Here is a 19,344-nt window from a genome sequence, read left to right on the forward strand (position 1 = left end):
TAAAAAAACCCCGCCGAAGCGGGGTTTTTTACCAACATGTGACTGCGTGAATTACATCATGCCGCCCATGCCACCCATGCCGCCCATATCAGGCATAGCAGGTTTGTCTTCAGGGATTTCGGCTACCATTGCATCGGTAGTCAAAATCAAGCTGGCGATAGACGCAGCGTGTTGCAAAGCAGAACGGGTCACTTTGGCTGGGTCCAATACGCCCATTTCCAACATGTCGCCGTATTCGCCTGTGCCGGCGTTGTAACCGAAGTTACCAGTGCCTTTCAAGACTTCGTTCACCACCACGCTAGGCTCGTCACCGGCGTTTTGCACGATTTGGCGCAAAGGCTCTTCAATCGCACGCAACACGATTTTGATACCGGCGTCTTGTTCAGCGTTGTCGCCTTTCAACTCGGTCAAAGCAGCACGAGCGCGCAACAAGGCCACGCCACCACCGGCTACCACACCTTCTTCAACTGCAGCGCGGGTTGCGTGCAAGGCATCGTCCACACGGTCTTTTTTCTCTTTCATTTCCACTTCAGTGGCAGCACCGACTTTGATCACGGCAACACCGCCAGCCAATTTGGCCACGCGTTCTTGCAATTTTTCTTTGTCGTAGTCGCTGGTTGACACTTCGATTTGTTGGCGAATTTCTTTCACACGCGCATCAACCACTTCTTTAGAACCCACACCGTCAATCACGGTGGTGTTTTCTTTGCCCACTTCAATGCGTTTGGCTTGACCCAAGTCTTCCAAAGTGGCTTTTTCCAAAGACAAACCCACTTCTTCAGCAATCACAGTACCGCCAGTCAAAATCGCGATGTCTTGCAACATGGCTTTGCGACGGTCACCGAAACCAGGAGCTTTCACAGCCACGGTTTTCAAAATGCCACGGATGTTGTTTACTACCAAAGTTGCCAAGGCTTCGCCATCAACGTCTTCTGCAATGATTAACAAAGGACGGCTGGTTTTGGCCACTTGTTCCAAAACTGGCAACAATTCGCGGATGTTGCTGATTTTTTTGTCGTAGAGCAACACAAATGGGCTGTCTAATTCAGCGATTTGTTTTTCAGCGTGGTTGATGAAGTAAGGAGACAAGTAACCGCGGTCAAACTGCATGCCTTTAACCACTTCTACTTCGTTTTCCAATGATTTGCCGTCTTCAACGGTAATCACACCTTCTTTACCCACTTCATTCATCGCTTGAGCAATAATGTCACCGATAGAAGTGTCAGAGTTGGCAGAAATAGACGCCACTTGCGCGATTTCTTTGGATTTTTCTGGTACGGCTTTAGAAATGTTTTTCAATTCGCCCACCAAAGCCGCTACGGCTTTGTCGATACCGCGTTTCAAATCCATAGGATTCATGCCCGCAGTCACGTATTTCATGCCTTCAGCCACAACCGCTTGTGCCAATACGGTCGCAGTAGTGGTACCGTCACCGGCGATGTCGTTGGTTTTAGAAGCGACTTCTTTCACCAATTGCGCGCCCATGTTCTCGAATTTGTCTTTCAATTCGATTTCTTTGGCCACAGACACACCGTCTTTGGTGATGTGTGGGCCACCGAATGCACGGTCCAATACCACATTACGGCCTTTAGGGCCCAAGGTTACTTTTACAGCATTGGCCAACACATTCACGCCTTCAACCATTTTTTGACGGGCGTCGTTGCCAAATTTAACTTCTTTTGCAGCCATGTTACATCTCCAAAATTTAATCTATGAGTTTGTTAATTGAAATTCATTAAGCGGTAAGCCACTTCATAATGGTCATCAGCTTTGACAGGGCGCACGGCCAAATACCAAGTGCCGTCAAATGGAATTTGGAACAAATGGCGGGCAGAGGTAATGCCAAAGCCGCCTATGTATTGATGCTGTTGACCGGTTTTGAAGGCTTCAAAATTGGCTTCATCAAAAACGAACATGTCTACTGGTGCGCCATCGTGGCCCACTTCGACACCTTGAACTTTGCCTTTAAGCTCACCCAATTCCCAGAAACGAAACTCAAACGTTTGTTGAGCATCGCCGGAAACCGAAGTTGCGTTTTGTTCGTTACTGTGTAACTTTTCTGAGGGAGTGTCCTCAACCTTGACGCTGTTTGTTGCTTCAGTGCTGACAGTTTCTGCCACCGGGGCAGTGTCTTTCTTGGTTCTTGCAGTAGTGGTTCGTTTAGCCATAATGATTAGTCCATGATTGCGAAAACTTCGTCTTCTTTCATTACCAACAACTCTTGGCCGTCTACTTTAACGGTTTGGCCAGAGTACTTGCCGAAAATCACTTTGTCGCCCACTTTAACATCCAAAGCTTGACGTTCGCCATTGTCGCCACGTTTGCCCGCGCCTACCGCAACCACTTCACCCATATCAGGTTTTTCAGCAGCCGCGCCTGGCAATACGATGCCAGAAGCCGTTTTTTCTTCCGCTTCAACACGTTTAACTACGATGCGATCATGTAAAGGACGAATAGCCATGTTTTCATTCTCCAAAAAAAACGTATGCGGACTGTGCCGCGTTCCATCAAAATAAATGCGTCTGTTATTTAAACACACGCTAACAATCTTACTGGGGGAACAAATAAGGCTGATACAGCAAAATTCAAGCCCCAAAATTTAAAAAAAATTACATTGTATTTCAATCATCTGGTTTTACAGGCTGCTTAATCCAGACTCAAAACCTTGTCCAACTCTATGAAAGGCGTGGCTTTTCTCTGTGAAGGGGTTTAACATCATTAACCTGTTCTTGAAGGAAAGCCGTATGCTGTTACACTCACTGCTCAGTAATCCCAAAGATGCACCCCTGCTCGCCGATGTTTCGTATTTAAGCGGCGCTTTATTGGACGTGTTACAACACGAAACCAATGCCAATGTGATTGCGGTTCTGAACGAACTGCTCAAAACCCAAGATGCCACGGCAACGCTACACAAATGGCTGCCGCAACTGGATGGCACCCAAACCGAACAATTGATACGCGCATGCAGCTTGTTTGCCCAAGTGTTCAACATCGCCGAAGACGCGCACCACGAACGCCGCCGTTTGAGCCACGAGCAATCGGGCAATAACGAACGCCAAGGCAGCTTGCGTGCCACCGTCAAAGCCTTAAAACCGCATTTGAATACGGCACAATTACAGGCCGCTTTAAACCAAACCCAAGTGTCTGCGGTTTTGACTGCGCACCCAACCGAGGTGCAACGCCAAACCATCTTGGGCATTAACCGCCGCATCCGCACCATTTTAGACCAGCGCGGCCATACCTTAAGCCGCCAAGACAGCGAAGATTTGGACTGGGACATCCGTGCCACCTTGCTGACTTTGTGGCAAACCAACGAAACCCGCCCCTTCAAGATCAGTGTTGAAGACGAAATCAGCAATGGCTTGGGCTATTTCAATTTGAGCTTCTTGCAAGCCTTACCCAAGTTATACCGCAATATGCAACGCACTTTGCAAGACGCTTACCCCGACATCCAATTGCCAAACATTTTGCAAATCGGTGGCTGGATCGGTGGCGACCGCGATGGCAATCCAAATGTGTCTGCCGACACCTTGCGCTTTGCCGTACGCAAACAAGCCGATGTGATTTTCCATTATTACCGCGATGAATTGGCCGGCCTGTACAAAGAATTGCCATTGTCAGAACGCCGCATCGACGTGTCTCCAGCGGTGCAAGCCTTGTCTGAGCGCTCGCCCGACACCGAACGCGCGCGCGCAGAAGAACCTTACCGCCGTGCCATTGCCACCATCGTGGCGCGCATCGTCGCTTCAGGCCGTGCCTTGGGTTTGACCTTGGGCTCACGCGTGGGCTTGCTCGAGCCTTACGAGAACGTCGAAGCCTTTATCGCCGACTTACAAGCCATCGCCGACTCACTGGAGCAACATGGCAGCGCCTTATTGGTACACGGCCGTTTGCAACAATTGATTCGCTCTGCTTCGGTGTTTGGCTTCTATTTGATGCCGCTGGACTTGCGCCAACACGCCGCTTTCCATGCCGACACCGTCGCCGATTTGTTTGCTCACGCCGGTTTGGAAGACTTCTTAAGCCTCAACGATGCCGAGCGCAGCCAAGTGTTGTTGCGTGAATTGTCGAACCAACGCCCGTTGTTCAACCGTTTTGTCACTTACAGCGACATGACCCAACGCGAATTGGCGATTTTTCAGGCCGCTCACGACATCAAAAACCAATTTGGTGAAAGCGCAATCAACCAAGCAATCATCTCCAATTGCGAAACCGTCAGCGACATGTTGTGCTTGGCCTTGTTGTTAAAAGAGTCTGGCCTATTGTCGGTAGACGACGCCGGCAAACCGAGCTCACGCATCAACATCGTGCCTTTGTTTGAAACCATCGAAGCCTTGGAAGACTGCATAGGCGTGATGGACACCTTGTTCAGCATAGACTGGTACCAAGCCTTGCTCGCCAGCCGCGAACACCGCCAAGAAATCATGCTCGGCTATTCCGACAGCAATAAAGACGGCGGTTATGTCACCAGCCAATGGTCGCTCTACCAAGCGGAAGCGCAATTGGTTGAAGTCTTCGCCAAACACAATGTCAAAATGCGTCTGTTCCACGGCCGTGGCGGCAGTGTCGGTCGTGGCGGTGGCCCGTCTTTCCAAGCCATCTTGGCACAACCTGCCGGCTCGGTGGCCAGCCAAATTCGCATTACCGAACAAGGTGAGGTGATTTCGGCCAAATACACCGATGTCGCCAATGCCGAACGCAATTTGGAAACCTTGGTGGCGGCCACTTTGGAAGCGTCTTTGTTGCCACATGCGACCGAAGAGCCGGATACCGAATTGATGCAAGCCTTGTCGGACACCGCGTTTGCGCATTACCGCAAATTGATTACCCACCAAGGTTTCATTGATTTCTTCTTGCAAACCACGCCAATTGAAGCGATTGCCAGTTTGAACATCGGCAGCCGTCCAGCTTCGCGCAAGACTTTGGCGAAAATCCAAGATTTGCGCGCGATTCCGTGGGTATTCTCATGGACACAAACGCGCTTGATTTTGCCGGCTTGGTACGGTTTCGGCACAGCAGTTGCCAGCGTGTGCGAACAAAACCCTGCAGCGTTGGCAAGCTTGCGTCACCAAGCCAAACACTCGGCGTTTATCCAAGCGATGTTGTCGAACATGGAGCAAGTATTGGCCAAAACCGATTTGGACATTGCCCGCTCTTACATCGCTTTGAGCCAAGACCAAGAGCAAGCGCAAGCGATTTTTGACTTGATTGAGCAAGAATACCACCGCAGTCGTCAGGCCTTGGCCGACATCATCGGCTCGACCGAGTTGTTAAAGCAAAACCGTTCATTGGCGCGCTCGTTGGCGCTGCGTATGCCGTTCTTGAATGCGCTGAACTGGTTGCAAGTGCGCTTATTGCAAGACTTGAAACAAGCGCCGCAAGACGCGCAATTGTTGGCGATGGTGCACTCCACCATCAACGGCATTGCCCAAGGTTTGCGCAATACCGGTTAAGCTTTAAGCGGCCTGTAAATTGACCTACCAACCCTCCAACACCCAGCCTAGGCTGGGTGTTTTTGCATCGCCAAATCTTGTGCACGCTGGATACGCACGCTTGAGCAACACACTAAACTACCCGCCTCTCATCCACAGCATGCTATAGGCAAATCGCTGCGTTTTCGCTACAGTAAAACCCTTACCCACCGACGATAAGGACTGGCTATATTAGATTTGCAGCAGTATTCGGCTTTGAGTTTTGATGTGTATGGCACCTTGATTGATTGGGAAGCGGGCATCGCCTCCGTGTTGCGACCGTGGGCTGAGCGCCACGGCGCGGGTTTGGACGATGAGGCATTGCTACTGGCCTATGCCGACAATGAGGCGGCGGTAGAGCGTGATTGCCCGCAATTGGTCTATCCCGAGGTGTTACAGGCCGCATTTCGCCGCACCGCCAAGGATTTAAACCTGCCTGTAAACGATACCGACATTCAAGCCTTGGGACGCTCGGTGCCCGATTGGCCAGCGTTTGCCGACACCCACGAGGCCTTGAGCCGCTTAAAACAGCATTACCAATTGATTATTTTGTCCAATGTGCACGCAGAAGGCGTGGCCGGGAGCATCCAGCGCATGGATGTGGTCTTCGACCAAGTGCTTACCGCCGAAGCCATAGGCTCGTACAAACCCAGCGCGCGCAATTTCCAATTCTTATTGCAAAAGGTGGGCGAAGCGGGACACCGCCCAGCGCAATTGCTGCACGTGGCACAGTCTTTGTTCCACGACCATGTGCCGGCCAAAGCCGCGGGTTTGGACACGGTGTGGATTAACCGCCGTCACGACAAACCCGGCTGGGGCGCGACTCCCAACCCTGGGGTAGCAGTACAGGCCGATTTGACCTTCCCAAGTTTGGCAGCGTTTGCCGATGCGGTGGATGCAGCGTTTGCGGCAGTGTAATCGTGGTTCAGTGCGCTCAGTCGGTTTGCAACGGCTTGAGCGCAACTCATGCTGTATCAGTATTACAAAACACAAACGTGTTTGCGACTCACTTTGCCATATTGAAGCGGCCTGTAAATCATTTACAGGCCGCTTGTGTTTCATCCGTATTGTTTGCCGCTTTTGGCTTTTTTATCCAGCAGTTGGTGTTTGAAGTGTATGCCTGAAAACACTTGGTATTCGTCCAAGCTGCGTTCAAAACCCAAGCCGTATTGCTCCAATTGATGAATGGCGCGCACATCGTCGGCTTTTTTGATGCGCAGCAAATGGCGGCAGCGCTGCTGCGCCAATTCGTCTTTCAGCGACCATTGCTTGTGGTCTTGCCAATGCAACGGGCGCTTGTTGAGGTTTTTGTAGTCGTGCCACATGAATGGCTGATTGGGCAAATACAGGTTGTAACCGTGCGTCCACAAACGCGCCGCATAGGTGATTTCCTCACCGTGAAAATAAATATACGGGTCGTACGGCACTTGCTTGAACATGTCGGCGCGGCCAAACAAACTGCCGGCGGCAATAAACGCGGTTTGCGCACATTGTTTTGGTGCGGCCTGTACCTCTATTGCGCCAGAAGTGACTTCGGGCAATTGCGTGGCACGAAAGCTTTGCACATTGAAATACGTGTACATCTGCTTATCGAGTTCGCCCGTTTCGGTATCAAAACCCATAGGATAATGGGTAATCACCGCTTGCTCATCGCCGATGTTGGCATACATTTGCAGCAAATCCGTGTCCCAATGGCGGGCAAAACGGCTGTGGCTGTCGATTTGCAAAGCATAGTCTTGTTCGGCCAATAATTTGTTCCACACATAACCGCGTGCCCAACACGCCCCTTGCGCCTCGTTATAATCGAGCACATGTTGCAACATATTGGCGCGGTCTGCCGCCACGCAGTCTTGGTCTTCTTGCAAATGAATTTGATTGAACACGCCAACAAACACCCGCTCAGGGTGCTCGGCTTGCTCAAACAAAGACGCCACCGTCAGCGGCAATTGCGCATCGCGGTAAGAGGCAATGGAAACAAAAATAGTGGCTTCGGATAAGGGCTTCATCATTAACTGGGTGAGCTACACTCTCAAAAAAAGGGGAACGGGCGATGCATCTTGCGCCCTCGTATCATGTGCATGAACACAAATTGGTGCACACACTATAAAACACCCACTGCGGTAATGCTGGGTTTTTACCTGACTTTAAGTATACTGAATAGCAGCAAGCACTTGAGCCATTCCGTCGTTTTGCCAATCTACAAGGAAAACCATGTCATTAAATCAACAACAAATCACCGCCCTGTTGCAACAACACTTCCCGCAAATTCAGGATGAAATCAGCATCGACGCCTTGAATGCCACCGAAGCCATTGTGCGCTTGAGCGTGAACAACCGCCATTTGCGTCCGGGTAACACGGTGTCAGGGCCATCGATGTTTTTGCTCGCCGATGTCGCGGCCTATATTGCCATCTTGGCACAAGTGGGGGCACGCACACAGGCAGTCACCACCTCGGCGCACATTGATTTTCTGCGCAAGCCCCAAGCCCATGCCGACATCCTCGCCACCACCAAGGTATTGAAGATAGGCAAGCAATTGGCTGTGGCCGATGTGTATTTGTATTCTGAGAACGATGAGCACATGGTGGCGCGCGCCAACATGACTTATTCTTTGCCGCCGACCACAGCATGAGCAGACTCGCTCACCAAAGCGCCACGACTGAGCACGGTACTGTGACTGTGCTCGGCCTGTAATTCGGCGCGCAGCAATTGCAAAGCCGCTTCGATGCGGTGGTGTCCACACATGAATATGTCTATGGCGGCGTAAGCGTTTTCGGGCCAAGTGTGGATGCTGAGGTGGGATTCTGCCAACAACAACACGCCCGTGACCCCGCCTTCACCCCCAAAAGTGTGAAAATGGCTGCCCAAGATTGTGGCCTCAGCCGCCACGGCGGCGCGCCTGAGCAAGGCTTCAATCTGTACCGCATCGCGCGCCCAAGCGCTGTCGATGCCATACACATCAAAGAGACAATGTTGACCCATAGCTTGCATGGACTACCCTTATTTGTGCCAACTGCCACCGCCACTGCGGATGATGCTGCTGCCAGTACCATTGCTGCGGCTGCTGTCGATGACCATCCAATAATTGAGGCCAGTGCTGATGACCAATAAGGCAATGGCATACCAAGAAAAAAAACCTTTCACATTAGCCCCTTATTCTTCACTGTTAAACGGCAAGTTCAACAGCCAATACACAATAAAGCTGACAATGACCACGCCAAAAAAGCCATCGCCGACCAAACCCATGAGCATGGCGGGGAAATTCACCACCCCATAAATCAACAACCATATCAGCGGCGATGCGGCTTTGCCGCCGCCATTTTGTTCGGCTTTGGTGCGCAATTTGTCGGCCATATTGCCATTAAAATGGCTGGCTTCTAGCCGCAGCGCCTGTCTGGCCAATTGGTCGGCAGCGCTGAGCTCCATAGGTTTGACCCCCAATTGGCTTTGCTTGAACCATGCCGCTACTGCGGCTGCCGGTATTTCGGTAATCGCCGACCATGATTGTTCTTCGCGCATTAAGCCGGTAGAGAGCTTCTGTTTTTCACGCCCGAAATCCACATAATAAGTGGTGTCGCGCGGCCCAACCTGCCAGTAAAACGCACCAGTGGCATACTGCACTTGGCCACCGTAATCGTATAATTCCGGCACCAAGCGATTGTTACCGTCTACAGGCCGCAATGGTTGCTGCAATTGTGGCCACACATCCAAAGTCTTGGCAATGGCCCAACGTTTGCCCGCCAATTCGGTTAACCACAAAAAGCCTTCTTTGGGCGAATACAGCAAGTATTCAAACCACGGCTCACCCGCAGGCACCAATATTTTGGGCTCGTTGTAAGAAAAAGCGGTGTGACTGGCTTCATCGCCGCGAACTTCTGATTGTTTCATCGCACCAATGACCCACCAATCTATGGCCATGATGCGCGCCTTGCTGCCTATCTTCAGCGTCAAAGCCTCATCTTGGGCGGTGCGCATATTGTTGGCCGCCACCAAGCGCACTTGGTCTTCGTGAAACTCTATCTGGCTTTGGCAATACTCACACACCACATGCGTGGCCACACCAGTGACCCAGCGCACGGGGCCGCCACAATTGGGGCATTTGGATTGTTGGGCGCTGCCTTTGAGTTTGCCGGCACTGTCTTTGATTTGCTGCAAATCGCGGGTGTTTTGCAAACGCAGCGTGTTGAGGCTCACACCCTCGCCGATGAAGATTTCTGGCTTGTTCTCGTCTTGGGTGTAATCCAAAGTCATGAACACATCGCCGCTGCGACAATCGACCACCCGCGCGCTTTCATGCTCAGGCACCAAATAAGGCAGCTCGCCTTCCGCGGCAAAGCGACCGCGATTGACGGTGCGCACATCGGCGGCGGCAAATTTTTTCGGGCCATAGGCAAAAAAAGTCCGGCCGATTTTCATGTCGGCAAACTTGGGGATGATGCCCAGTTGTGCCTTGGTTTCCAAACGCGTGAACACAAAGCGGTCGGACGATTCAGACAACCATGCACTGCTGCCATCGGCCATCAACGCATGCCATTCGTTCCAGCCGCCGCCCTCGTATTGCACTTGCAAGCGCCCAATTAAGGTGAACAACTGCCCTTTCCATGAACCGCTGGTGCCCAGTTGTAAAGGTGAAAAGTCGCGCAATACGGCCGAATGGCGGCCAGACTCGGTTAATGCTTGTCCTTCAAGAATTAACATCGAGTGGCAATAGCCACACACTTCAGTGACTGCGGTCGCTGAATGGATTTCGATTTCAGCGCCGCAGCTGGGACAAGGAGCATGGAACAGACTGGCCACATCAACCCTTCAAAAGATTATCCGGTGATTTTTTTGATGACTTCGGCTTTGGCAGTATCGTAATCCGCTTGGCTGATCAAACCTTGGTCGAGCAAAGTCTTCAATTGGGTCAATTTGCCTGCCAAATCTTCACCTGCAGCAGGTGCCGCGGCCACAGGTGCCACAACGGGAGCGGCCTGTACCGGCTGTGCTGGTGGCGCCACTTGTTGTCCCATCATCGCTGCCGTCATCGCATTGCCCATGCCCATGCCTGCGGCCAAACCCGCACCGATACCGGCCACGCCGCCTTCATTTTGGGCGGCAATGGGAATGGCTTGGGCAGTTTGGTATTGGGTGTAGCGGCTTAAATCGCCGACGATGCCCATGCCCATGCGTTCGTCCATGCGTTTTTGCAAGGCTTCCGGCAAGGTCACGCTTTCGACATTGAAGCTTTCCAACAACAAGCCCATGGCTGCAAACAAGGGTTGCAACAACTCGGTCATTTTTTGTGACAACGCCACTTGGTTGGCCGCCATGTCCAAGAAAGGAATATTGGATGTACCAAATGCGGTCGCCAATTGGGTGACCGCCACATTGCGCAATTGTTCTTCCAATTGTTCACCGCGGTATTCGGCCGTTACACCGGTCACTTCTTTGAAGAATAACGCTGGATCGGCAATGCGAAACGAGTACATACCAAACGCACGCAAGGCCACTGCGCCAAAATCGGCATCACGCACCGTCACCGGTTGCGAAGTGCCCCAACGGCGCGACAATTGTTGGCGCAAGTTGAAGAAATACACATCCGATTTAAACGGCGACTCGAACAGTTTCGACCAGTTTTTTAAGTTGGTCAGCACCGGTAAGTTTTGGGTGGTCAGCTTGAACGTGCCGGCCTGAAACACATCGGCAGTCACACCTTCATCCACAAACATCGCTGCTTGCGAATCACGTACGGTTAAGCTGGCACCGTTTTGAATTTCTTCATCTTGAATCGGGAAACGCCACATCAAGACTTCGGGTTCGGGATTGGGCCATTGAATGACATCAATGAATTGTTTTTTAATAAACGATTTAAACACCATGGTCTTCAGTCCTTTAGCTCAAAGAGGCGGCATTCAAAATGCCGATAGACACAGACAAGCCGAAAAATAACACGCCGACCGCGACGTTGTTGTTCAACAACTCCGCATTGGCATCTTTAATCAAATGGGTGGCGGCGAAATACACCAAAATCTGGATGACAGCAGCGGCCACACCCCAAATCACAAAACTCAACATGCCGACAGAATGCAACATGCTCGACACCAAGGTAATGCAAAAGCCTATCATCGCGCCGCTCAAAGACAGGGCGCAGGCGATGTTGCCATTTTTAATCAATTCCAATTCACGCGCAGGGGTGATGCGCAAATAGACGAAGGCGAACACCACCAACATCACCAAAGCGACGCCAAAATACTTTAAATACAGCAAATATTGCCAAACTGCGATATCCATGGTCGTACCCGTGTCTGTGTTTTAGGCCTCAATGTAACGTAAAACCTCAGTTTTGTATATGCAATCAAGCTGAGCGCTGTTTGGCTGTGACACACATGCCAAATCGTTAATTCTTGCCATGAGGCGCCGCCAAAACAAATGGTTTGTGTTAGCATGCTCGCACTTGAGTTTTTGGACTATGTGTGTGAATCCAGCGCTGATTGTCTCGGTTTTCATTGTGGCCAGTTGTGGCCTCGCCTATGAATTGATCATGGCGGCACTCGCCAGCTATTTGCTTGGCGATTCCATCTTGCAATTCTCGTCCATCATCGGCCTGTATTTGTTTGCCATGGGCATAGGCGCCCACTTAACCCGCTACATCAAAGACGAAGACGCTTTGATGCGCTTCATCGAAATTGAAATTTTGGTCGGCATCATCGGCGGCATTTCTGCACTGGCTTTGTTTGTGCTGTTTGGCTTTTCGGCCGCGCCATTTCGCATCATCTTATACGGCTTGGTGTTAATCGTTGGCACGGTGGTGGGCATGGAAATCCCCTTGGTGATGCGCGTGCTCAACCAACACAAGGCCGATTTTAAGGAAATCGTCAGCCGCGTGCTCACGTTTGACTATCTGGGCGCACTGGCGGTATCGCTGTTGTTCCCGTTGGTATTGGCACCGAAATTGGGCATGGCACGCTCGGCCTTGTTGTTTGGCATACTCAACGTCGCCGTGGCCTTAATCACCGCACGCATTTTCAAAGCCGATTTGCCCAAATACAATCGCTTGCGCTGGCGCGGTGGCTTGGTGATGTTGGCCTTGCTGGCCGGCTTTTGGTATGCCGACAACATCACTTACAAAGCCGAACAAAACTATTTTGGCGACCCTATCGTTTATTCCAGCTCCTCGCCTTACCAACGCTTGGTGGTGACGCAATGGCACAAAGACACGCGCTTATTCATCAATGGCAATTTGCAATTTTCCTCTGCCGATGAGGCGCGTTACCACGAGGCCTTGGTCTTGCCGATTATGGAACAATTGCCTGTGGTCAAAGACGTGTTAATCCTCGGTGGTGGCGACGGTTTGGCAGCGCGCGAAGTATTGAAATACCCGCAAGTCGAGCACATTACCTTGGTTGACCTCGACCCCGAAATGACCAAGTTGTTTCGCACCTCCCAAGCCTTAAGTAGCCTCAACCAACAATCGCTGAATAATTCCAAAGTCCAAATTCACAACACCGATGCGGCCAAATGGCTGGAAACTTCCCGCCAACAATTCGACGTCATCATCATCGATTTGCCCGACCCATCCAACTTCTCGCTCGGCAAACTGTATTCGGTACCGATGTACCGCATGGTCAAACGCCACCTCAAAACGGGCGGCAAAATCGTGGTGCAATCGACTTCGCCGTATTTCGCGCCGCAAGCCTTTTGGTGCATCGTCACCACGCTGGAAACAGCCGGCCTGAAAACCTTGCCTTATCATGTGTACGTGCCGTCGTTTGGCGAATGGGGTTATGTGATGGCCTCCACCACAGACGATTTTAAAATTCCTACAAGCTACCAAGTCCCCACCCGCTTCTTGGACAAAACCACCACCGCGCAAATGTTTGTGTTTCCCAAAGACATGCCGCGTTTGAATGTCGAAGCCAACCATTTGAACACGCAAAAACTGGTCGAGTATTTTGAATCCGACTGGCGCGCGGTGATGCGCTGATGATGAAACTCAGTCGCCGCCGTTTTCTTGGGCATGTATTGGGTGCAGGCTTGGTCAGCGCCGCCGCCTATGGCACTTACCGTGGCTTTGTGCCCGGTTATCCGAAAATACTTGTAGATTATCCGGGTATGGAGCTGGGCCACGCCATGCGCGATGCCATGATTCAGCGGCCTGTAAATATCCCCAGCATGGATGTGAACGTGCTCATCGCCGGCAGCGGCGGTGCGGGTTTGTCGGCAGCGTGGACGCTGTCCAAACATGGCATGCACGATTATGTGTTGCTCGATGGCCCCGAGCGCAATGGCAATAACCGCGGCGAACAACACTTGGGCGTGACCTACCCGACCGGTGCGCATTACCTGCCCTTGCCCGCGGCCGAGTCCACCCACATCCAACAATTACTCAGCGACATCGGCCTGTACCACAACGGCCAATACGATGAACGTGCCATGGTCAATGCCCCCAGCGAGCGCCTGTATTACCACGACAAATGGCAGCCCGAAATCATTCCCGACCACGATGGCGACAGCGAGCGCTTTTTCCGCCACATGCACAGCCTCAGTTTGCAACGCGGCAGCGATGGCAAGCGCTTGTTTGCCATGCCCATCGTCGCCTCCAGCAGTGATGCCAATTGGCGTGCGCTCGACCAAATCACTTTTGCTGCGTGGTTGACACAGCAAAACTACCGCAGCGAATCGCTGCTGTGGTATTGCGATTATTGCTGCCGCGATGACTACGGCCAAGGCATACAGCAAGTGTCGGCATGGGCGGGTTTGCATTATTTTTGCGCCCGCAACAGCGATGGCAAAGACAGCCACACGGTGCTGACGTGGCCACACGGCTTAAACGAATTGTCTGAACGCATGCGCCGCTATTGTCGCTTGCAAAATCATGCCGATTTAAACACTTACAGGCCGCTTATCCACACGCCCACTTCTTTGGCCGCCAGTGCCTTAAGCATAGAAGAACACGCTGAAGGCGTGCGTGTATTGTGTCGCGATGGCAACGGCGCGTTGATGTGGCTGAACGCCAAACAGGTGATTTGTGCGATGCCGCTCTACATCGCCGCGCGCGTGGTGAGCAACGTCTCGCAATACGGTTTTGACCCCAGTCGCCACCTGCCTGAATACGCACCGTGGCTGGTGAGCAATTTCATCTTAAAAGGCTTGCCCACCGAAAAAGCCGGCGCACCGCTGGCATGGGACAATGTCGCCTACCAAGGCGCAGGCTTGGGTTTTGTGCTCGCCACCCACCAAGAAATCTGGCGGGGTGCACCGCCTTATACCTCATTCACCGCTTACAATGCCTTAAACCACGACAGCCCCAAAGCGGTGCGCCAGTGGCTCATCAACAGCAGCCCCGAAGCCATATACCAACACGCCGCCGCCGAAATCGAACACATGTACGGCTTGCAATTGCGCCGCCACATGGTCGAAGCGCGCATCACTGTGCGCGGTCATGCGATGGCCGCACCGACACCGCATTATTTGAACAACAGCGGTTTACATGCCTTACAACAACATACAGGCCGCTTGTGTTTTGCCCACAGCGATTTGTCTGGTTATTCGGTGTTTGAAGAAGCGTGTTGGTGGGGCAAAGCGGCTGCAGAAAAAATCCTGCCACCAAGTCGCTAATGACCTAGCCTTTCGGCCTCATACACACTACCAACCTTTATCGATGATGACCACAAAGCTGGCACATGTGTGGCACGCAGCCTCATTTGTTGGTGTTGCGCTGGCGCTGGTTGCACCCACATCATCTCAATTTCAAACGCCATCTCGCTCAATATAAGCAGTTGTATGTGCGTTAAAAATGACACACATTTGCCGCAAGCCATGCGAATTAAATATTTATTCTAAATAGATTGTCAGACAATAAGAATCCAAGTATTGTATCTAAACTTTTTTATTCTCTCGGAGTGACCATCATGACTAAATTGAGTATGTTGTACTTGTGCAGCATTTTGGCCTTGGCCGCTTGTGGCGGTGGCGAAAAAGCCGCCAGCGACAAACCAGCAGAAACCACCACCAGCACTGCTCCTACGACGCCTGCTGAAACAGCCAAATCGGGTGGCGACCCAGCATTGGACAAAGAAATTGATGCGGGTTTGGCACAAGTAAAATCACAATTGCCAATGAAATTGGGTGATGCCATGGAAATGACCTCCATGGAACGCAATGGCACCGACATTGTGTATACCTATACCTTCTTAACCGATGCGGTGAAAAAAGACAATTTCAAACTGGAAGACGGCAAAAAAACCGGTGCCCAACAATTGTGTGCCAATCCTGAAACCAAAAAATACTTGGATGCAGGTTACAGCTTCAACTTCAAATACAAATTCAAAGACGGTTCTGATTTGGAAGTGCCATTTAAAGCGGGCGATTGCTGATAGACAGCCCCATCAAAAACAGCCATCTAGTGTGGCTGTTTTTTGTTTACAGGCCGCTATCCAAACAGTGTGAGCTTTAAGGAGCAGATGATGAACGCAAAATACGCCACCGCAGTCGGTGTTTTATTGTTGCTGACAGGTTGTGATTATTTTTCTGAACAGACGGATAAACCAACCTTAGCAGGCCCCAAACCCGATTTGGATGCCTTAATGGACGCCGAGCTATCGGTATTGCGCCAAGACTTGCCGCAAAAAATGGCCGACAACCTCGACATGACTGACACCCGCCGCATTGGTAAAGACGTGACTTATACCTACCAATTTCAAGATGAGGTCACACATGCAGGCAATTTTGATGTCGCCGCCGGCAAGAAAGTCGCCATACCCGAATTGTGCAACACCGCATCCACACGCCAATATCTGGATGCGGGTTACCGCTTTGTGTTTACCTACCGCTTTAAGCAAGGCGCCGATGTAGTGGTACATGTGGTGGCTGCCGATTGCAAAACCATTTAACCATCTGCAGCCACGCATCACACCAACACTTGTTGCTATTTATCGGTTTACAGGCCGCATTTATTGAATTTGCGCCAGATATTGCTGCAATTGCTCAGGGCTTAATTCACCCAAACTGTGCGCCACCACTTCGCCGTTTTTGTTCAAGAAATACGTGCTCGGCAAACCTTGGTAAGGCAAGGCGGTGCGCGCTTGCATGGCCTCATCCAACCACACATGCGGCATGTTCAACTGATTTTGTTGCAAATACGCGCTCACCGCCGCGGCTTTTTCACCTTGGTTGAGCAACACGAATTGCACCTCATTATGGCTTTTTTGTGCTTGTTGCAACAAAGGCATTTCACGCCGACATGGCGCACACCACGTTGCCCACATATTGATGACCACCGGCTTGCCCTGCAGGGTTTGCAGACTCACTTGTTGACCACGAATGTCTTGCAAAACCAATTCAGGCTTGGGTTTGGACTCACCACAAGCCGTCAATACCAGCGCCAAGCACAGCGCACCACACCACTGAATTTTTCTCACTACTTTGTTACCTCAACCACACTCAAGCGCCGTTCATCACAAGAATTAACCTTGTTTGCACCGTTTTACGTGGATTCATTTTGATGAAAACAGAATTGTCGTATAATAACATCATTCGATGTCGCTGTTTTTTATAAGGATAACACCATGAAACATGTCATCAGCTTAGTCGCATTGCTGGCCGTCAGCACCGTTGCCTTAGCCAATAACAACCCTGCGCAACGCTGCAAACGCTATGCAGAAGCCAATGCTTTTCAATCCACTGTGGCCCAATTGTGTGGTGGTAACACGCAGTCTGAATTTGCCGGCGTGATGCAAGGTCAAGCCTGCGAAGAAACCGTGGGTAAGGAAAAATTAGCAGGCCAAGGCAAGACCCAAAGCAATGAATTACAGGCCGAGTACAACCGCATTGGCCACCAACAGTTTTGTGCCAAATATTCGGGGCGCCAATAAAGCTTGAAATGGGTGACATTAGCCCCATTTTCCAGCCTGTGGCACACCCACTTAAAGTAAAGGAAACACAATGAAACATCTGTTAGGTAGCTTGTTGGCCGTGGTCGCTTTGGGCAGCAGCAGCTTGGCTTTGGCCGATGCCGCTTGCACCAATATGGCGCGCGATTTGTACTCTGCCCAAGGTTACCAACAACGCTGTGGTTACCAATTGAAACAAACCCCGAATTTGTCTGCTCAGTTCAAAGCACAAAAATGTGACCAAACCCTATCTGGCGCCGACAAAAACAAAGTACTGAATGAAGTGAACAACAGCTTGAACCAAAGCTTTAATGCTTCCAAAAGCAAAAGCTGCGACGAAGGCAAATCCCGTTTCAATTAATTCCCTCCTTACAATGTCATCAGGGCAGTGAGCAAACTGCCCGCGTGACAGGACGCACCAGTTTATGTTTGCACGTATGTTGTGGACAAGCGCCTTATTGGCCTTGCCTCTTGTGTCTTGGGCACAAACCCACCCTTGTATGAACCTCCTCACCCAATCCGCCCAAGCCGGCGTGGCTGCCAAGATTTGCAACAAGCAAGTGAATATGGAAGCCATCACCCAATTGCATCAACAAAACCAATGTGCGGCTTTTTTTGCGCAAGATGCGGTCAAAAGCCAGCTCAACACCATCGCCAGCCAAGCCAGCCATCAAGCGGCTTTGCAAGCCAAGCAAAGCGGCAGCCAAAATTATTGCCAACAAGCGGCCACCGATTTGGGCAGCCTGTTGAAATAATGGTGTGATTTACAGGCCGCCACTGTTATGCTGAGTCATCACTGTGATGGGAGCAGACCATGTGGCGCACACGCATATGCAGCATCTTGGGTTTCTTAGTGTTAAGCAGTCATGTCAGTGCAGACGTCAACGACACTTGCACGCAATTGGCCATAGGCATAGGCCAATTTGAAAAAGTCCGATTGCAATGTGACACCGGTGGCATAGACTCGGCTTTTTGGCAGGAGCAGCTTAAATCCCTCAATTGCAGCCAAGTCTTGGGCGACGATGTGCTCACCCAAATCATCAATACCGCCAATAACGATGCCGGCTATGCGGCGGCAGCCAAAGGCCGTACCCAGTTTTGTGAACAAGATGGCACACGTTTGCTACAGCAATTGAGCACCCCCATGTAAGTCATCATCAAGCAGTTAAACAGACAAAAAAGCGGCCTGTAACGATTTACAGGCCGCTTTCATATGAATCTTAACTACTTAACCGAAGACTTTGAAACGATCAGCGCGTGGCATAAAGGTTTTGGCATCGGCAGCTTTTTCAATTGAGCCGAATGGCATTTGCGCACGCAACGTCCAAGTGGCTGGCAAATCCCAAGCCGCGGTCACCGCATTGTCGATCAATGGGTTGTAATGTTGCAAAGTCGCGCCCAAACCCAATTGCGCCAAGGCAGTCCACACAGCAAATTGCGCCATGCCTGCGTGTTGTTCAGAGAATTCTGGGAATTTGTCGGCATACAAAGCAAACATTTCTTGTTGGCCTTTGATGACTGCTTGGTCTTCAAAGAACAAGACTGTGCCCACGCCAGCCGCAAAACAGCCATCGACTTTGGCCTCGGTTTGCGCGAATTGCTCAGCAGGGATCATCGGACGCAAAGTGTCTTTGACGATGTTCCACAATTTTTGGTGCTCTTCACCAAACAACACCACCACGCGAGAAGATTGGCCATTGAATGCAGAAGGGGTTTGTTCCACCACGTCTTCAATCACGTTCACAATCTCATCGTGAGAGAGATTCACATTTTTACCGAGGTTGTAAATAGAACGACGGCGGCTGATGCCTTCCAAAAAGTTTGCTACGCTCATGTTGATTCCTTGATGTACAAATTGAGGGGGTTTCATCAATTGATTTGATGTGGGGCAGTATAACGACTCCAACACACAATTTCATTAGCTTTACAGTCAATGACGATTTACTGACAGTAAACAATGCGTCAACAAGTAGCGTGTTTTGCACCGATGTAAATCCACAA

The 19,344-nt window shown here is 51.0% G+C and carries 22 protein-coding genes; 11 read left to right on the plus strand and 11 right to left on the minus strand.

Annotated features, from left to right (window positions below; all coding sequences use genetic code 11):
• Nucleotides 1–51: 51 nt before the first annotated feature.
• Genes groL through groES form a run of 3 tightly spaced genes read right to left on the minus strand, consistent with a single transcriptional unit; the run spans nucleotide 52 to nucleotide 2,461 of the window.
• Complete coding sequence (gene groL, locus BN3003_RS01940; protein ID WP_058305050.1) at nucleotides 52–1,689, minus strand: chaperonin GroEL; 1,638 nt, start codon at nucleotides 1,687–1,689, stop codon at nucleotides 52–54.
• A 32-nt stretch (nucleotides 1,690–1,721) separates the two neighbouring features.
• A complete protein-coding gene (locus BN3003_RS01945) occupies nucleotides 1,722–2,168 on the minus strand; it encodes a DUF1883 domain-containing protein (protein WP_082625488.1) in 447 nt (148 codons plus the stop codon).
• A 5-nt stretch (nucleotides 2,169–2,173) separates the two neighbouring features.
• Nucleotides 2,174–2,461, minus strand: a complete 288-nt coding sequence (gene groES, locus BN3003_RS01950; RefSeq protein ID WP_058305052.1) for a co-chaperone GroES — start codon at nucleotides 2,459–2,461, stop codon at nucleotides 2,174–2,176.
• Between the two features lie 283 nt (nucleotides 2,462–2,744).
• On the opposite strand from groES, the gene ppc reads away from it, so the two are divergent.
• Together ppc and BN3003_RS01960 are read left to right on the plus strand one after the other, a co-directional pair.
• Nucleotides 2,745–5,453, plus strand: coding sequence for a phosphoenolpyruvate carboxylase (gene ppc / locus BN3003_RS01955; RefSeq protein ID WP_058305053.1), 2,709 nt, complete (start codon nucleotides 2,745–2,747; stop codon nucleotides 5,451–5,453).
• A gap of 216 nt (nucleotides 5,454–5,669) precedes the next feature.
• Nucleotides 5,670–6,389 (plus strand): haloacid dehalogenase type II, encoded by a 720-nt coding sequence (locus tag BN3003_RS01960; protein ID WP_234332985.1) that lies wholly within the window; start codon nucleotides 5,670–5,672, stop codon nucleotides 6,387–6,389.
• A gap of 140 nt (nucleotides 6,390–6,529) precedes the next feature.
• On the opposite strand, the gene BN3003_RS01965 is transcribed toward BN3003_RS01960, so the two are convergent.
• On the minus strand, nucleotides 6,530–7,480 hold the full coding sequence (locus BN3003_RS01965) for a GlcNAc-transferase family protein (RefSeq protein ID WP_082625489.1): 951 nt from the start codon (nucleotides 7,478–7,480) through the stop codon (nucleotides 6,530–6,532).
• Nucleotides 7,481–7,682: 202 nt separating this feature from the next.
• Here BN3003_RS01965 and BN3003_RS01970 point away from each other — a divergent pair, with 202 nt between their 5' ends.
• Complete coding sequence (locus tag BN3003_RS01970; protein WP_058305056.1) at nucleotides 7,683–8,102, plus strand: PaaI family thioesterase; 420 nt, start codon at nucleotides 7,683–7,685, stop codon at nucleotides 8,100–8,102.
• Here BN3003_RS01970 and speD read toward each other — a convergent pair.
• From speD to BN3003_RS01990, 5 genes are all read right to left on the minus strand, one after another.
• The gene (speD, locus tag BN3003_RS01975; RefSeq protein WP_058305057.1) at nucleotides 8,075–8,461 is read right to left on the minus strand and encodes an adenosylmethionine decarboxylase; all 387 of its coding nucleotides are present in this window, start codon (nucleotides 8,459–8,461) and stop codon (nucleotides 8,075–8,077) included. The two genes, BN3003_RS01970 and speD, sit on opposite strands and share 28 nt — an antisense overlap.
• 9 nt (nucleotides 8,462–8,470) lie before the next feature.
• Nucleotides 8,471–8,614, minus strand: a complete 144-nt coding sequence (locus BN3003_RS18735; RefSeq protein ID WP_159061373.1) for a hypothetical protein — start codon at nucleotides 8,612–8,614, stop codon at nucleotides 8,471–8,473.
• Between the two features lie 9 nt (nucleotides 8,615–8,623).
• Nucleotides 8,624–10,168: a DUF4178 domain-containing protein gene (locus BN3003_RS01980; RefSeq protein ID WP_058305058.1), complete on the minus strand. Its 1,545-nt coding sequence runs from the start codon at nucleotides 10,166–10,168 to the stop codon at nucleotides 8,624–8,626.
• 116 nt (nucleotides 10,169–10,284) lie between these two features.
• Complete coding sequence (locus tag BN3003_RS01985) at nucleotides 10,285–11,331, minus strand: SPFH domain-containing protein (protein WP_058305059.1); 1,047 nt, start codon at nucleotides 11,329–11,331, stop codon at nucleotides 10,285–10,287.
• 13 nt (nucleotides 11,332–11,344) lie between these two features.
• A complete protein-coding gene (locus BN3003_RS01990) occupies nucleotides 11,345–11,743 on the minus strand; it encodes a DUF350 domain-containing protein (protein ID WP_058305060.1) in 399 nt (132 codons plus the stop codon).
• Between the two features lie 178 nt (nucleotides 11,744–11,921).
• On the opposite strand from BN3003_RS01990, the gene BN3003_RS01995 reads away from it, so the two are divergent.
• The 4 genes from BN3003_RS01995 to BN3003_RS02010 all read left to right on the plus strand — a co-directional run bounded on the left by BN3003_RS01995 (nucleotide 11,922) and on the right by BN3003_RS02010 (nucleotide 16,344).
• Nucleotides 11,922–13,436, plus strand: coding sequence for a polyamine aminopropyltransferase (locus BN3003_RS01995; protein WP_058305061.1), 1,515 nt, complete (start codon nucleotides 11,922–11,924; stop codon nucleotides 13,434–13,436).
• Nucleotides 13,436–15,070: an FAD-dependent oxidoreductase gene (locus BN3003_RS02000; RefSeq protein ID WP_234332988.1), complete on the plus strand. Its 1,635-nt coding sequence runs from the start codon at nucleotides 13,436–13,438 to the stop codon at nucleotides 15,068–15,070. Before BN3003_RS01995 ends, BN3003_RS02000 begins: the two co-directional genes overlap by 1 nt.
• Nucleotides 15,071–15,363: 293 nt before the next feature.
• Complete coding sequence (locus BN3003_RS02005; RefSeq protein ID WP_147645301.1) at nucleotides 15,364–15,828, plus strand: hypothetical protein; 465 nt, start codon at nucleotides 15,364–15,366, stop codon at nucleotides 15,826–15,828.
• An 87-nt stretch (nucleotides 15,829–15,915) separates the two neighbouring features.
• The gene (locus BN3003_RS02010) at nucleotides 15,916–16,344 is read left to right on the plus strand and encodes a hypothetical protein (protein WP_147645303.1); all 429 of its coding nucleotides are present in this window, start codon (nucleotides 15,916–15,918) and stop codon (nucleotides 16,342–16,344) included.
• A 60-nt stretch (nucleotides 16,345–16,404) separates the two neighbouring features.
• On the opposite strand, the gene BN3003_RS02015 is transcribed toward BN3003_RS02010, so the two are convergent.
• Nucleotides 16,405–16,872 (minus strand): TlpA family protein disulfide reductase, encoded by a 468-nt coding sequence (locus tag BN3003_RS02015; protein ID WP_058305065.1) that lies wholly within the window; start codon nucleotides 16,870–16,872, stop codon nucleotides 16,405–16,407.
• A 147-nt stretch (nucleotides 16,873–17,019) separates the two neighbouring features.
• On the opposite strand from BN3003_RS02015, the gene BN3003_RS02020 reads away from it, so the two are divergent.
• From BN3003_RS02020 to BN3003_RS02035, 4 genes are all read left to right on the plus strand, one after another.
• Nucleotides 17,020–17,325 carry a hypothetical protein gene (locus tag BN3003_RS02020; protein ID WP_058305066.1) on the plus strand — a complete coding sequence of 102 codons (306 nt, stop codon included), beginning with the start codon at nucleotides 17,020–17,022 and terminating at the stop codon, nucleotides 17,323–17,325.
• Between the two features lie 70 nt (nucleotides 17,326–17,395).
• Nucleotides 17,396–17,704, plus strand: a complete 309-nt coding sequence (locus BN3003_RS02025) for a hypothetical protein (RefSeq protein WP_058305067.1) — start codon at nucleotides 17,396–17,398, stop codon at nucleotides 17,702–17,704.
• Nucleotides 17,705–17,768: 64 nt separating this feature from the next.
• Complete coding sequence (locus BN3003_RS02030; protein ID WP_058305068.1) at nucleotides 17,769–18,098, plus strand: hypothetical protein; 330 nt, start codon at nucleotides 17,769–17,771, stop codon at nucleotides 18,096–18,098.
• Nucleotides 18,099–18,157: 59 nt separating this feature from the next.
• Complete coding sequence (locus BN3003_RS02035; protein ID WP_058305069.1) at nucleotides 18,158–18,493, plus strand: hypothetical protein; 336 nt, start codon at nucleotides 18,158–18,160, stop codon at nucleotides 18,491–18,493.
• Nucleotides 18,494–18,571: 78 nt separating this feature from the next.
• Here the strand turns inward: BN3003_RS02035 and BN3003_RS02040 are convergent, their stop codons facing one another.
• Nucleotides 18,572–19,177 (minus strand): nitroreductase family protein, encoded by a 606-nt coding sequence (locus BN3003_RS02040; protein WP_058305070.1) that lies wholly within the window; start codon nucleotides 19,175–19,177, stop codon nucleotides 18,572–18,574.
• Between the last annotated feature and the right edge of the window lie 167 nt (nucleotides 19,178–19,344).

It is taken from the genome of Vitreoscilla massiliensis (assembly GCF_001457815.1).
GTDB classification, from domain to species: domain Bacteria; phylum Pseudomonadota; class Gammaproteobacteria; order Burkholderiales; family Neisseriaceae; genus Vitreoscilla; species Vitreoscilla massiliensis.